Genomic DNA, 13,759 nt, shown 5'->3' on the forward strand with positions numbered 1-13,759 from the left:
CCGGTGTGTTAAAAAAAGAAGGAAATATTAAAAATTAAGATTGTCTAATAGGCTTAAACCTTAACTTATCATTAGTGTTATAGAAAAGATTATATGTAAATGGTCATAGGAAAAGAATGATTAGACTCTTTTAGACAAAAGGTGGTTGTATACCATAGTACGAGGAATGTTGGACTTAATTTCTAATTAACTGTATATTTACAAAAATCTAATAAAGTTCATTTGTTATTTAAACGACATTAACATATATTAGATAAAATAGCCCTTGTAATGAATCAATTATTATGAGGAGGATTCACGTGGACAGAAATGCTTTAAGAAAAGTAAAAGGCCTTATTGGATTATTAATGGTTTTTGTATTAGCATTCGTATCATTTCCGTGGAGTACATCAGTCAAGGCGGAAGAGAAAAAGCAAGAAAAGGCATCAAGTGAGAAGAAGATAGTTTTTCCAGTTGTAAGTGATGTGCATATTAAAAATAGTGGAACGGATGATACGTTTCGCTGGAAAAGAGCGATTGAACAGTTTAATACATTAGCACCAAAGCAAGATGCGTTTGTTATTGTAGGCGATTTCACAGATACAGGATCAGTGCAGCAATATGATCGTTTCATGCAAGTGTATAATGAAAATGCAAATAAAGATGCCGTGCGAATGAATTCTCTCGGTAACCATGATTATTGGAACGGTTTATCCGTAGAGGGTGCACAGAAGCGTTTCTTAGAAAAAACAGGTATGGAATCAATTTATTATCATAAAGTGGTAAAAGGTTATCACTTCCTTGTTATGTCTCCAGAGAATGGAACAACACATGGTTATTATTCGGACAAGCAAATTAATTGGTTAAAAGAAGAAATGGCAAAAGCACAAAAAGATGATCCAGAAAAACCGATTTTTGTATTTTTACATCAACATATTAAAGATACAGTGTACGGTAGTCAGGAATGGGGAACACAAGATAGCGCAAAAATTAATGCAGTGTTAAAAGAATATCCACAAGTTATTACGTTTTCAGGTCATTCACATTATCCGTTAGATGATCCGAGATCGATACATCAAAAAGACTTTACATCAGTTGGTACATCTTCAGTAAGTTATATGGAAGTTGAAGGTGGTAAAGTACAAGGGAATATCCCGCCAGGAGCTAGTATGTTAAGCCAAGGTTTATTAGTAGAAGTAGATGAAGAAGAAGTGACGATTAATCGCCGTGATTTCCATACGAATTCTTGGACAGGCGAGCCTTGGAAAATTAAATTACCAGCAAAGAAAGAAACATTTACACATGTAGAAGATCGTGATAAAGAAAAGCCTTACTTTGCTAAAGATGCAAAGCTTGCTGTATCAAATGTAACAGAAAATGCGGCAACAGTAACATTCCCGCAAGCATTGGACAACCTTCTTGTTCATTCGTATCGCGTACAAGCGAAGGATAAACAAACGGGAGAGATTAAAAACAAGTTATTAGCATTCTCAGAATTTTATCGTGATCCAGTGCCAAAAGATCTTACGTTAACGCTTGCTGGGTTAGATGGTGGGAAAACATATACACTTGAAATAGTTGCCATTGATTCATTCGGCAATGAAACCGCTCAGCCGTTAACAGCAGAAATTACTACAAAAAAAGATAATATTGACCCGAATGTGAAAGTACCGAAAGCGGATGTTTTTGATGTAAACTTTGGAGATGGTACATTTAAAGACAATTCACCATTTGGTACAAAAGGTGATGTGAAGGGCAATGTGGTTATTGAATATGATAAAGCATTGAAGAAGAATGCTATGAAGTTAAACGGAAAAGCAAATACATTTGGATACCTTCCATTTTCAGCAGCACAAAAAGAGAAAATAGCAAATACGTTTACGTTAGAAACTGTATTTTCAATGAATGAAATTCGCGGACAAGGTATTTTGCAAAATACAGAGAGCGGCGGAATTGGTTTTGAGTCTACAGGAAGTGGATATGTTGAATTATGGGCTCACATTGGCGGTAGCTACAAACGTGTTGGCGTTCAATTAGAAGCGAACAAAACGTATCATTTAACAGGAACATATAACGGAAGCGAAGTGGCAATTTACGTAGATGGTAAAAAAGTAAACAGTCAGTCAGCTCAAGGGAAAGTTTATAACCCGAACGTACCATTTGCATTTGGAGCGGATCCTGATAGTAACGGAAATGGTGGTATTCCGTTAAATGGACAAATCGCGTTAGCAAAATTATATAGTAAAGCTTTAAGTTCTTCAGAAGTATTAGCATCATACAATGAGTTTTCTAACCGTACGAAGTTAGAGCAAGTAAATGCGTTATTTGAAGAGCTTGGAAAAGTAAAAGAAGTGTTAGTTAGTACGTATGAATTTGGTGATAAGCCAGGTCAATATTCAAAGGAAGCCTTTCAAGAATTAGAGAAAAGCTATAACATTGCAAAGCAAGCATTTGAAAATGTAGGAAGTACTGGGGAACAAATTATTCAAACATATAACGAATTAAAATCAGCTAATGTAACATTCGTACAATCAAAAGTGGCAGAAGAACAACCAAAAACAACGAAAGAAAAATTACAGATCAATATTGAATCTGCAAAAGCAGTAGTGAAGAAAGCGCAAGCTGTAAATGTAACAGATGGTTCAGTGAAATCATTGCAACAAAAAATTACAGTTGCAGAAGCTGTATTACAAGATATGCAAGTAAAAGATGCACAGGTAGAAACGATGAATCGTACATTAGAGTATGCGATTTCACTTGTTGAAAAAAGTATGAACAAATAAGAGAGAAGAAAAGAAGCTTATCATGATAGGCTTCTTTTTTGTTATACTAAAAGTAGCATAGAAAGAAGGAGCGAATAATTTGGAACAGAAAAAGCTAAAAAGAATTCTTGAATATGTATGGATCGCGGTTGTGCTCCTTGTAGGATATTATTTATTAAAAGATAAAAGTATTTGGGTTTTATTCTTAATGACGTTTTTATTAGCTGGATTAGGAACGTTATTTATTAACTTCTTCTTTGATAGTTTGAATGCCTGGAAGAAGAAAAAGAAGGGGACGAAGTAAAGGAGGGAATATATGCAAAAGTGGAAGCTCATATATCAGGTGACTATTTTCTTAGTGCTTGTGGGTATTGGAATGGTCAAATATTCGACACCAATAGGAAATTGGGCATGGTTTACAGCTTGCATCGGCATATTTTTCATTTTACAATCGTTAACGAAAAAATATAATAGTACAGAAAGATAGCTCGCCGTTTTATCGGCGAGCTATTTTGTTATGCTTTTTTCTGTTCATCATCTGTTTTTTCGGTAGCTAAATGACTATGTTTCCTAGAGTAGAAGAAATAGAAGCATAAGCCGACTATAAGCCAAACTGCAAAGCTAATCCATGTTGTTTTAGACAAATTGATCATTAAATATAAGCAGCAAAGAATCGCGACAACTGGTAATACAGGTACGAAAGGTGTACGGAATCCACGTTTTAAGTCAGGGTGTGTTTTTCGTAAAATAAGTACTGCGCAGCAAACGAATGTAAAGGCTGTTAATGTGCCGATGTTTACTAAATTCGCTAGCAAATGTAAGTCTAAAAGGCCTGCTAATAAAGCGGCAACGACGCCAGTAATCCATGTATTTAATAAAGGGATTTTTACTCTTTTATTTACACGTGCTAACGCTTTTGGAAGTAGACCGTCACGGCTCATCGCATACGAAACGCGAACTTGTCCATACATCACGACTAGGAGGACGGTCGTCATTCCAGTCATCGCTCCAACAGCGAGTAGTCCTGCTATTGCATCTTCACCAACGAAGTGCAATGCAAATGCAACTGGATCAGAAACGTCTAATTGTGTATAAGGAACCATACCTGTTAAAACGAAAGATACAATCATATATAAAATAGTACAAATAAGAAGGGAACCAATAATACCAATTGGTAAATCACGCTGTGGTTTTTTCGTTTCTTCCGCAGCGGTTGCGATTGCATCAAAACCTAAAAAGGCAAAAAACACAGTGGCAGCGCCAGTAATAATACCGTCGTATCCGAATGGAATGAACGGTGTCCAGTTTTCAGGTTTTACATATTTTGCGCCTGCTACGATAAAAGCGATAATAACTGCTAGCTTGATAAGAACCATAATATTATTAATGCGAGCGCTTTCGCGTATACCGAAGCTTAAAAGACCGGTAATGATTAGTAAAATACAAACAGCGGGTAAATCGATGAGGCCACCTTTTCCTACGCCAGGGGCCGAGGCGATTATGGCGGGCAGGTGTATATTGAAACCTTGTAGTAATGATTGTAAATAACCAGACCAACCGACAGCTACTGCTGCAACGGCAAGTAAATATTCGAGCATTAAACACCATCCGACGATGAAGGCGACGACTTCTCCGACTGTCATGTATGCGTAAGTATACACACTTCCTGAGACAGGAATAGAAGAAGCAAATTCAGCATAACAAAAGGCTACACAAGCACAAGTAAATGCAGCAATAAGGAATGATAGCATAATACCAGGACCAGAATGTTTTGCTGCAACAATACCTGTTAATACAAAGATCCCTGTCCCAATTACGGCGCCGATTCCTAAAAACGTTAAATCGAGTGCAGTTAATGTTCTATCTAGTTGCTTTGGTGACTCAGTACTAAGCGCTTTTTTTCGTAATAATGACTTCACTTTGGACTCTCTCCCCCCGTTTTTTCATTTCCATAACTGCGACTATAGTATGAGCCCATTAAAAAAGAGTAAGTAAGTGGAGGTGCAGTTATGGTATGTAGTTTTTTAAAATTGCTGGATTAATCTTAATATAATTCAGAATATTTTGTCAAATAAAAATATGACAAATAAAATGCGGATCAATAGGGGAAACTACTTGCAGAAATGGACGGGGTTAACGCCCCACTGATTAAAGTTAAAGTAGGAGCAGATGCTATGTTATTTTATTTTGAACTTGTCGTCATTTTACTTTGTACGAAATTAGCTGGTGATATTAGTGTGAGACTTGGTCAGCCTTCTGTACTTGGTAAGTTAATTGTTGGTATTATTATTGGTCCGGCTATACTCGGTATTATTAATAGTTCTGAACTGATTGATGAACTGAGTGAGATTGGTGTTTTGTTACTTATGTTTATGGCGGGACTTGAAACGGATTTAGAAGAGTTAAATCGGAATTTGAAATCTTCATTTGCAGTAGCGGCTGGTGGAATTATTTTTCCTTTCATCGGTGGTTATGTAACAGGATTGCTGTTTGGATTAATACAATCCCATGCCATTTTTTTAGGGTTATTACTTTGCGCGACATCGGTTAGTATTACGGTGCAGACGCTACGTGATCTAGGAAAAATGAATACGAGAGAAAGTACAACAATTTTAGGTGCTGCCGTATTTGATGATGTCATTGTCGTTATTTTATTAGCATTTGTAATGAGTTTTTTAGGAACACAAGATGTGAATATAACACTTGTCATTGTAAAGAAAATTATTTTCTTTGTAAGTATTGTTTTTATTGCTTGGAAAGTCGTTCCTTGGATTATGAAAATGCTTGTCCCGCTTCGTGTAACAGAAGCGTTAATTAGCGCGGCTCTTATTATTTGCTTTTCTTTTTCTTATTACAGTGAAATGATGGGAATTGCAGGTATTATTGGAGCGTTTGCGGCGGGAATTGCTATTTCTCAAACAGAGTATAAGCATGAAGTGGAACATAAAATTGAACCGATCGCTTATGCAATATTTGTTCCAGTATTCTTCGTAAGTATCGGAATGGAAATTACATTTCAAGGCATTGGAAGCCAGCTTTGGTTCATTATTATTATGACTCTCATTGCGATTTTCACAAAGTTAATCGGATCAGGTTTAGGAGCAAGGCTGACAGGGTTTAACCTCCAATCTTCTATTAGTATTGGCGCGGGGATGGTATCACGTGGTGAAGTAGCGCTTATCATCGCTGCAAATGGACTTACGGCGAATTTATTAGCGAAAGAAAATTTCACAGCGATTGTTATTGTTGTTATATTGACGACGATTATTACACCGCCACTTTTGAAGAAATATTTTGTATAGAGAGGAAGAGCTTATCTGATGTAGGTAAGCTCTTTTTTTATTCCTAAAAGCAACGATCATATAGCATGAAGGGTTTGTAATTATGGTAAAATCTATGTATGTGATATGACAAGGAGAGGGAAGTGTGAAGATTACGAAGGAGAAGGTTATCGGTGTAATCGTACTTATTGCAGTATGTATACCATTTACTGCATGGAAAGAATCAAAAGTGAAAGATTTTCCGGTTTCTATTTTTTCGGAAGAAGCAGATGGTGAGTACGGTCAGAAGCTGAAATATACTGCTTTTTTACCTGATGTTGCGATTTGGATGAACGGTTGGGAAAAGAAGTGGACAGAAGGGGAAAGAACTGTTTATCAAAAAGGGAATCGCATTGTAAATGTGTTTCATCCTCCTGGCGATGATGGTTATTACCTTCTTGAAGCAAGAGAAAATAAGTGAACGCAACCGTAAGAAGTGGAGGTTAAATAGTGAAAGCTTCAACATTACTATTTAAAATTGAAAGTAATATGGATCAATTTTCACCAGCTGAGAAGAAGGTTGCCATGTACATAATGGAGAATGCAGAGATTGTACCGAATTTAACGACGAAAGAAGTGTCAACGAATGCAGGCGCAAGTGAAGCGAGTGTCGTTCGCTTTTGTAAATCGATTGGAATCGGAAGTTTTAAAGCATTTAAGATAGCACTCGTTCGTGAATTAACGATTGCTGATTATAATATTAACGATTTTTCAGTGATGAATACAGAAGATGGACCGTATGATTTATTTAATAAAGTTACTTATGTGAATAAAGCTGCAATTGAGGCGAGCGTGACGGCGATAGATAAAAAAGAACTTGAAAAAGCTGCAGATCGTATTGTAAATGCCGATAAAATTATCTTTTATGGAGTAGGCGGATCAGCTACTCCGGCGATGGACGGAGCTTATAAATTTACAAGGCTCGGATTTACAGCGATGATGCTATCCGATTTTCATATGATGTTGCCGCTTGTGACGAATTTAAAAGAAGGCGATATATTTGTTGCGATTTCAACATCTGGTCGAACGAAAGATGTGCTTGAAATGGCGCAGTATGCAAAGAGACAAGGTGCAACTGTTATTGGAATTACGAAACTAGATCAATCATCACCGTTATATAAAGAAGCGGATATTCGCCTTTGTATGCCAGATGTAGAACAAGATCATCGTATTGCGAGTATTGCTTCGAGAATGACGCAATTGAATATGATCGATGCTTTATATGTGATTACTTTCAATCGAATTGGTAATAAAGTATTGAATCAATTTATGGAGACACGAGAAGAAGCGTTGCGGTTACGGAAGTTAAAGTAGAAGAAAAGATGAGGAGACTCATCTTTTTTTATCCCCCTATTTGCCGTGCAGTAAGACCCTCACTTCAAAATTCAGCGGAAGCAAAGAAAGTTAGGTGGGGATCAACTGCCCGTTAATGCCCGATTGGTGCGGGCTAATAATCAGTGGGGATGAACAAAACCCACACTGATTAAAGTTTCACTTTATGATCTTTGACAAAAATATGTCATGTCGTGAAATTTTATTTCATAAAATAAGAAAGAGTAATTGATTTTTAGTTTCTTGAAGTTATAATAAAAGTGTGAAATATAATTTCAAAGAGGGTGGCAATATGTTAGAAAATTTATCGACAGAACATCGTAATGAGAAAACAATGAATTTGGATGAGATGAGCATAAAAGAAGTGTTACAAAGTATGAATGAAGAAGATCGAACTGTTGCGTTAGCAGTTGAAAAAGAGATAGAACAAATTGAAAAGGTTGTACAGACTGTTATTAAATCTTTTGAAGAAGAGGGACGTTTAATTTACATTGGTGCTGGTACGAGTGGTCGTTTAGGTATTCTAGATGCAGTGGAATGTCCGCCGACATTTGGCACGGATGATAAAATGGTGCAAGGATTTATAGCAGGTGGATTGAAAGCGTTTACTAAAGCGGTGGAAGGTGCCGAAGATCGCGAAGAGTTAGCAGAAGAAGATTTAAAAAGTATTGGATTAAATGAGAAAGATACAGTGATTGGAATTGCTGCAAGTGGCAGAACTCCTTACGTAATTGGCGGCTTGAAATACGCACAGAGTGTAGGAGCGAGTACAGCGAGTATTTCTTGTAATAAAAATGCTGAAATAAGTAAATATGCAAAGTTAAATGTGGAAGTAGAGACAGGTGCAGAAATATTAACAGGATCAACGCGTTTAAAAGCTGGTACAGCACAAAAATTAGTGTTGAATATGATTTCAACAGCTTCGATGATTGGTGTAGGAAAAGTATATAAAAACTTAATGGTAGATGTTCAATCCACAAATGAAAAGTTAGTAGAACGGTCAAAACGAATTATTGTGGAAGCAACAGGCGCTAGTTATGAAGTAGCGGCAGAGTATTATGAAAAGGCAGAACGTAACGTAAAAGCTGCCATTGTTATGGTGTTGTTGCAGTGTGAATATGGGGAAGCACTGGAGAAACTAAAATACGCTAAAGGGTTTGTGAAGAAAGCACTATAAAATAATAGGGAGGGGGATTCTATTATGAAGAAAGAAGAGAGAATGGCCAAGGAAATTTCGGAGCAACTTGGAGGAATAAAAAATATTCGTAGTATTGCTCATTGTATGACGAGACTACGATTAACGCTTCATGATGAAAGTAAAGTAAACACGGACCTTTTGAAAAAGGTTGAAGGTGTTATGGGTGTTATAGAAGATGAGACGCTTCAAGTTGTCGTTGGTCCAGGAACAGTAAATAAAGTAGCAGCTGAAATGGAAGGCTTAACAGGACTACGAATTGGTGAGGTAGCAGATCATCACCTTGAAGATATTGGGCAAGAGATGAAATCAGAGATTAAGAAGAAAAATAATACACCGGTGAAAAACTTTTTACGAAAAATAGGAAGTATTTTCATTCCGTTAATTCCAGGACTTGTTGCGTCAGGAATTATAAACGGGGTTGCTAACTTTGCGAAAAACGCTGGTGCTGATCCAAATGCAACGTGGTTACAAATGTTACTACTCATTGGCGGCGGTATCTTTACATTCTTAGGAATTTTAGTTGGTTGGAATACAGCGAAAGAGTTCGGCGGGACACCGGTTCTTGGGGCAATTGCTGGCATTTTAATTTTCAACCCGGCGATGGCAAACGTAAAATTGTTTGGTGAAGCATTAGTGCCCGGACGGGGCGGATTATTCGCAGTTATTTTTGCAGCATGGCTTATGGTTGTAGTGGAAAGACAAGTTCGAAAAGCAGTGCCGAATGCAGTTGATATTATCGTGACACCACTCATTACTGTATTAGTTGTAAGTATCGTAACGATGTTAGCCATTCAGCCATTAGCAGGTTTCTTATCAGATGGTATTACGAGCGGAATTAATGCTATTTTAAATATTGGCGGAGCATTTGCTGGCGCAGTACTTGCGGGAACATTTTTACCTCTCGTTATGGTCGGATTGCATCACGGTTTAACACCAATTCATATGGAATTCATTAATCAAACACACGTAACACCTTTATTACCAGTACTCGCAATGGCTGGTGCTGGCCAAGTGGGCGCAGCAATTGCGATTTATGTGAAAACAAAAAACAAACGACTTCGAAATGTAATTAAAGGTGGATTGCCAGTTGGCTTTTTAGGAATTGGTGAGCCGTTATTATACGGGGTTACATTACCACTTGGGAAACCGTTTATTACTGCTTGTTTAGGAGCGGCTGTCGGTGGTGCATTCCAAGCAGTTATGCAAACAGCTTCTCTTGGAATTGGCGTATCAGGGCTATCTTTAATTCCGTTAATTGCTGACAATAAATATTTACTATATTTCTTAGGTTTAGTAATTGCATATGCTTTCGGATTTATCTTTACGTACTTCTTCGGATTTAAAGAAGAAATGGCAGAAAACATATAGAGAAAGGGATTCCTTTCTCTTTTTCTATTAATAGAGAGGGAGATTTATATGATCGGAGTTTCCATTTATCTTTCAAAAGAACGAGTAGAGAAACAAGAAGAGTGGCTAAAAGTAGCGAAGGAAAATGGGTTTACATCTATTTTTACATCACTGCACATTCCAGAAGATGATCCAAATACGTATAAAGAGTTAATTCAAATATTAGGGAAAAAAGCTCTTGCACATGAGATGGAGCTAATGGTTGATGTTTCTCCAAAATCGTTACACCATTTAGGGCTAACATATGAAAATGTGGAAGAGCTATTGGACTGGGGCATTACCGGTTTAAGAATGGATTACGGCATTGCGCCAAAAGAAATTACAAGCGTATCTCATAAGATGAAAGTAGCTTTAAATGCGAGTACGATTACAAAGTCATTTTGGAAAGAATTACTTGCAGAACATATAAGAGTAGAGAATGTAGAAGCATGGCATAATTTTTACCCGCGCCCAGAGACAGGACTAGCAAAGTCTTTCTTACAAAAACAAAATCAATATTTACAGAAGTGCGGAATAAAGACAATGGCATTTATTCCAGGAGATGCGGAAAAACGTGGTCCGTTATATGAAGGGTTACCAACGTTAGAAAAACATCGCAATATGCGCCCGCTTGAAGCGTACTTAGAACTTGTTCAAGATTGTGGTGTTGATAAAGTATTGATTGGAGATATAAGCGCAAGTTTAGAAAGTATGCAAGAAGTAGCTAGTGCAAGTAGAGGGATTATTCCATTGCGTTACAAATCATTTATAACTGATAAAGAAGTATTAAAAGTGGTAGAGCAAGTGCATACAAATAGACTAGATCCGGCTCGTGATGTTATTCGATCTGTAGAATCAAGGGAAGGAAATAGGGTGGTGATAAAGCCGATGCATACAATTGTAAGAAAGAAAGGGAGTATTACAATTGATAATGAATTGTACGGTAGATATGCAGGGGAGATGCAAGTTGCCATATATGATTTACCTGTAGATGAGAAAGTGAACGTTATTGGAATGGTTGTGGAAGAGGACGTGTCTTTACTGCCTTATATTGGCGCTGGAAAAATGTTTCAACTTTTTTATGCGATAGAATAAAAGCTTGAATTAGCGCTATTTTGTAAGAAAACATTATCCGTAAAACGGATAATGTTTTTTGTTTTCTTTAAAAAAGTATTTGACGAATGAAATAAAATACCGTATTGTTTTGACTTGTAAATAAAAGTTCACCATAACAAAACAAAAAGGAGAGTTCAAAATGAATCAATATATTGGGAATTTAATTATTCGTATCGTGTTAGGAGTTACGTTCTTTGCACATGGTTTAGCAAAGTTTCAATCAGGTATCGATAATGTAGCAGGATGGTTTACAAGCATCGGTTTACCAGGTGGCCTTGCATACGGCGTAGCAACAGTTGAATTAGTTGGTGGTATATTATTAATTATCGGTTTAGGTGTACGATATGTAGGATTGTTATTCGCTCTTATTTTAGCTGGGGCTATCGTAAAGGTAAATGGAGCAGCAGGTTTATTAGGAGATGGAAAGAATCCAGGATATGAATTAGATCTTGCATTATTATCAATGGGTGCGTATTTATTCGTAGTAAAAGCAGAAGGATATGTAGATCGTTTCTTAAAAGAGAAAGTAATGAAAACGAAGTAAATTTTATTTATAAATGTTGACTTGAAGAGATATTGTAACTATAATGATTACAACTAATGGATTAAGAGTAAAACAATTTAAATATTTTTTTACACAAGATGTAACTATAAAAGTTACATCTTGTGTAAAAATAAATAAACGGGAGGAAGTAATATGCCTAAATCAAATTTAGAAATTATTAAAAGCACGTATGAAGGATCAGCTTCTTCAAATGCAAAGCATTTAGCAGAAGCCCTCTCTGAAAAAGTGGAATGGACAGAGGCAGAAGGTTTTCCGTACGGCGGAACATATAAAGGCGTAGAAGCTATAATGGAAAATGTATTTAGCCGTTTAGGATCAGAATGGGATGATTATAAAGCAAGTGTAAATACATATCATGAAGTAAGCGGAAAAGATGTAATTATTGCTGAAGGTATGTATTCAGGAGTTTATAAAGAAACGGGAAAATCATTTGAAGCAGAATTTGTCCATGTATGGCAACTGGAGAACGGAAAAATCGTGAAGTTTAAGCAGTATGTAGATAGTTATATTGTTAGGGAAGCAATGAAGAGCTAATGCTTTTTAAATGGATCGTAGGTATATGCATTACAATTATAGTAATTTTCTCGTCTATAGTTGGCGGAATGAAATTGCTTGCATATGTAGAAAAAGAAAATAAAAATATTCAAACCGAGCGAGCGACAAACGAAAAAGAGAAAAAAGCTGCAGAAGAAGCTCCGCAAATTAGTGAAGGTGAAATTATTTCTACTATGCATAAAATGGTGCACCAAAAGGTAAAATCCTCTGAAAAATGGGGATTTGTAGAGATGACAAAAAAGGAAATTTCTAATGTAAAAAGAGATATTGAAAATAGTACAGGTTTTCAATATAAAATGAAGTTATTTTCTATTATAAATAGATGGGAAAAAGGAGATTTTTCTCAAACTGTTGAGGAGCATAACTTTTTATGGAGCCTTCAAGGTGGAGATACTGGCAAGGCGACGGAACGTTTATCGCCAGAAGAGGAAAAGCAGTATATAAAAGAAATGAAGAGAAAATAAAAACATCGCCAACCCAGATGACGATGTTTTTTCATTAAGAATGTTTTCGCATTAAAGGTCTAGTTGGCTGAACGGCAACAGTTTTGAAATGAGAAAATAAATAACATCCTGTTACAACGACAATTGTCCCTAAAATTTGTATCCACGTTAATTCTTCTCCGAGGAATATGAATGCTAAAATGGCTGTGAAAATTGGATTGAAGTTTAGAAAAATACCTGATGTAGTTGCGCCTAATTTTTGTACGCCAATATTCCAAAATACCATACAAAGAACTGTCGAAATAAGCCCAGTATATAAAAGTGATGTGATGAAAGAAGTATTTATATTTGAAACAGTGAAGCTACCTATGTTAAACGGTAGTAATAAAATAACGCCGAAAATACCAGAGTACAACGTTGCCATAAGTGGTGTAGTTGTTTTTGTTGCCCATTTACTACAAACAGAATAGATTCCCCAAATACAAACTGCTGCAATCATCCATAAATCACCGCTATTAAAATATAGTGAAAATAAAAGCGAGAAATCACCTTTTAATAGGACGAGGATGACCCCGAAGAATGAAAGAATCATGGATAGGATTTGAAGTGTATTTACTTTTTCTTTTAGAAATAATACTGAAAATAATGCGATTGAAATTGCATTCAATGTAGAGATAAGACCTACATTCGTAGCGGATGTTTTTTCTAATGCTAAAAATTGAAAGATGTTAAAAAGAGCGACTCCTGAAATTCCCATCAATATTAACGGAAGTATTGCGGTACGTGGTGGAAGGATTTTCTTTTCTTTAAACCATACCATTGGTAATAAACAAACAATCGCAATCAGCCACCTTAAACTTGTCAGTGTCATCGGTGATGCATGATCGACGAGTGATTTTCCAACGACGAAATTTCCTCCCCATAATAAGCTCGTTAGTAATAGTAAAAAGACGTAAAAATAAGGCATGATAAAATCCCCTTTTTTGTAATCAATACTAATTGTAAATAATTTTAGCATTTTTCTTTATTATGTAATATATTCTTTTGTATAATGGTGAAAACTCGATAAAATATTTAGTTTAAAATGATATTTACAGAAAAAT

The 13,759-nt window shown here is 36.2% G+C and carries 14 protein-coding genes; 12 read left to right on the plus strand and 2 right to left on the minus strand.

Annotated elements, in window-relative coordinates; all coding sequences use genetic code 11:
• Positions 1-299: 299 nt before the first annotated feature.
• The 3 genes from NST86_RS04205 (at position 300) to NST86_RS04215 (ending at position 3,228) form a co-directional block, all read left to right on the plus strand.
• Positions 300-2,762, plus strand: a complete 2,463-nt coding sequence (locus NST86_RS04205) for a LamG-like jellyroll fold domain-containing protein (RefSeq protein ID WP_061664783.1) — start codon at positions 300-302, stop codon at positions 2,760-2,762.
• Between the two features lie 79 nt (positions 2,763-2,841).
• Entirely contained in the window at positions 2,842-3,045 is a 204-nt protein-coding gene (locus NST86_RS04210) for a hypothetical protein (RefSeq protein WP_000435800.1), read from the plus strand.
• A 12-nt stretch (positions 3,046-3,057) separates the two neighbouring features.
• Positions 3,058-3,228 (plus strand): hypothetical protein, encoded by a 171-nt coding sequence (locus NST86_RS04215; RefSeq protein ID WP_016117211.1) that lies wholly within the window; start codon positions 3,058-3,060, stop codon positions 3,226-3,228.
• A gap of 28 nt (positions 3,229-3,256) precedes the next feature.
• On the opposite strand, the gene NST86_RS04220 is transcribed toward NST86_RS04215, so the two are convergent.
• The gene (locus NST86_RS04220) at positions 3,257-4,660 is read right to left on the minus strand and encodes an amino acid permease (protein WP_000838710.1); all 1,404 of its coding nucleotides are present in this window, start codon (positions 4,658-4,660) and stop codon (positions 3,257-3,259) included.
• A gap of 204 nt (positions 4,661-4,864) precedes the next feature.
• On the opposite strand from NST86_RS04220, the gene NST86_RS04225 reads away from it, so the two are divergent.
• The 9 genes from NST86_RS04225 (at position 4,865) to NST86_RS04265 (ending at position 12,677) form a co-directional block, all read left to right on the plus strand.
• Positions 4,865-6,043: a cation:proton antiporter gene (locus NST86_RS04225; protein WP_340933186.1), complete on the plus strand. Its 1,179-nt coding sequence runs from the start codon at positions 4,865-4,867 to the stop codon at positions 6,041-6,043.
• 124 nt (positions 6,044-6,167) lie between these two features.
• On the plus strand, positions 6,168-6,482 hold the full coding sequence (locus NST86_RS04230; RefSeq protein ID WP_000704958.1) for a hypothetical protein: 315 nt from the start codon (positions 6,168-6,170) through the stop codon (positions 6,480-6,482).
• A 29-nt stretch (positions 6,483-6,511) separates the two neighbouring features.
• Entirely contained in the window at positions 6,512-7,375 is an 864-nt protein-coding gene (locus NST86_RS04235) for a MurR/RpiR family transcriptional regulator (RefSeq protein WP_000648164.1), read from the plus strand.
• 310 nt (positions 7,376-7,685) lie between these two features.
• Positions 7,686-8,570, plus strand: a complete 885-nt coding sequence (murQ, locus tag NST86_RS04240) for an N-acetylmuramic acid 6-phosphate etherase (protein ID WP_000892345.1) — start codon at positions 7,686-7,688, stop codon at positions 8,568-8,570.
• Between the two features lie 24 nt (positions 8,571-8,594).
• Positions 8,595-9,959 (plus strand): PTS transporter subunit EIIC, encoded by a 1,365-nt coding sequence (locus NST86_RS04245; protein ID WP_061664782.1) that lies wholly within the window; start codon positions 8,595-8,597, stop codon positions 9,957-9,959.
• Positions 9,960-10,007: 48 nt separating this feature from the next.
• Complete coding sequence (locus NST86_RS04250; RefSeq protein WP_061664781.1) at positions 10,008-11,072, plus strand: DUF871 domain-containing protein; 1,065 nt, start codon at positions 10,008-10,010, stop codon at positions 11,070-11,072.
• A 160-nt stretch (positions 11,073-11,232) separates the two neighbouring features.
• Complete coding sequence (locus NST86_RS04255; RefSeq protein ID WP_001077751.1) at positions 11,233-11,637, plus strand: DoxX family protein; 405 nt, start codon at positions 11,233-11,235, stop codon at positions 11,635-11,637.
• A 153-nt stretch (positions 11,638-11,790) separates the two neighbouring features.
• Positions 11,791-12,192, plus strand: coding sequence for a nuclear transport factor 2 family protein (locus NST86_RS04260; protein WP_001126690.1), 402 nt, complete (start codon positions 11,791-11,793; stop codon positions 12,190-12,192).
• Complete coding sequence (locus NST86_RS04265; RefSeq protein ID WP_061664780.1) at positions 12,192-12,677, plus strand: PRK06770 family protein; 486 nt, start codon at positions 12,192-12,194, stop codon at positions 12,675-12,677. The genes NST86_RS04260 and NST86_RS04265 overlap by 1 nt, the downstream gene beginning before the upstream one ends.
• Positions 12,678-12,711: 34 nt before the next feature.
• Here the strand turns inward: NST86_RS04265 and NST86_RS04270 are convergent, their stop codons facing one another.
• On the minus strand, positions 12,712-13,623 hold the full coding sequence (locus tag NST86_RS04270; protein WP_001146266.1) for a DMT family transporter: 912 nt from the start codon (positions 13,621-13,623) through the stop codon (positions 12,712-12,714).
• Between the last annotated feature and the right edge of the window lie 136 nt (positions 13,624-13,759).

Source organism: Bacillus sp. FSL L8-0199 (genome assembly GCF_038005705.1).
Taxonomy (GTDB): domain Bacteria; phylum Bacillota; class Bacilli; order Bacillales; family Bacillaceae_G; genus Bacillus_A; species Bacillus_A cereus.

Excerpts from the sequence above, each read along its gene's own strand:
- NST86_RS04255 (WP_001077751.1), top strand. The coding sequence starts at position 11,233 with ATGAATCAATATATTGGGAATTTAATTATTCGTATCGTGTTAGGAGTT.
- NST86_RS04215 (WP_016117211.1), top strand. The coding sequence starts at position 3,058 with ATGCAAAAGTGGAAGCTCATATATCAGGTGACTATTTTCTTAGTGCTT.
- murQ (WP_000892345.1), top strand. The coding sequence starts at position 7,686 with ATGTTAGAAAATTTATCGACAGAACATCGTAATGAGAAAACAATGAAT.
- NST86_RS04270 (WP_001146266.1), bottom strand. The coding sequence starts at position 13,623 with ATGCCTTATTTTTACGTCTTTTTACTATTACTAACGAGCTTATTATGG.
- NST86_RS04225 (WP_340933186.1), top strand. The coding sequence starts at position 4,865 with ATGGACGGGGTTAACGCCCCACTGATTAAAGTTAAAGTAGGAGCAGAT.
- NST86_RS04265 (WP_061664780.1), top strand. The coding sequence starts at position 12,192 with ATGCTTTTTAAATGGATCGTAGGTATATGCATTACAATTATAGTAATT.
- NST86_RS04250 (WP_061664781.1), top strand. The coding sequence starts at position 10,008 with ATGATCGGAGTTTCCATTTATCTTTCAAAAGAACGAGTAGAGAAACAA.
- NST86_RS04260 (WP_001126690.1), top strand. The coding sequence starts at position 11,791 with ATGCCTAAATCAAATTTAGAAATTATTAAAAGCACGTATGAAGGATCA.
- NST86_RS04245 (WP_061664782.1), top strand. The coding sequence starts at position 8,595 with ATGAAGAAAGAAGAGAGAATGGCCAAGGAAATTTCGGAGCAACTTGGA.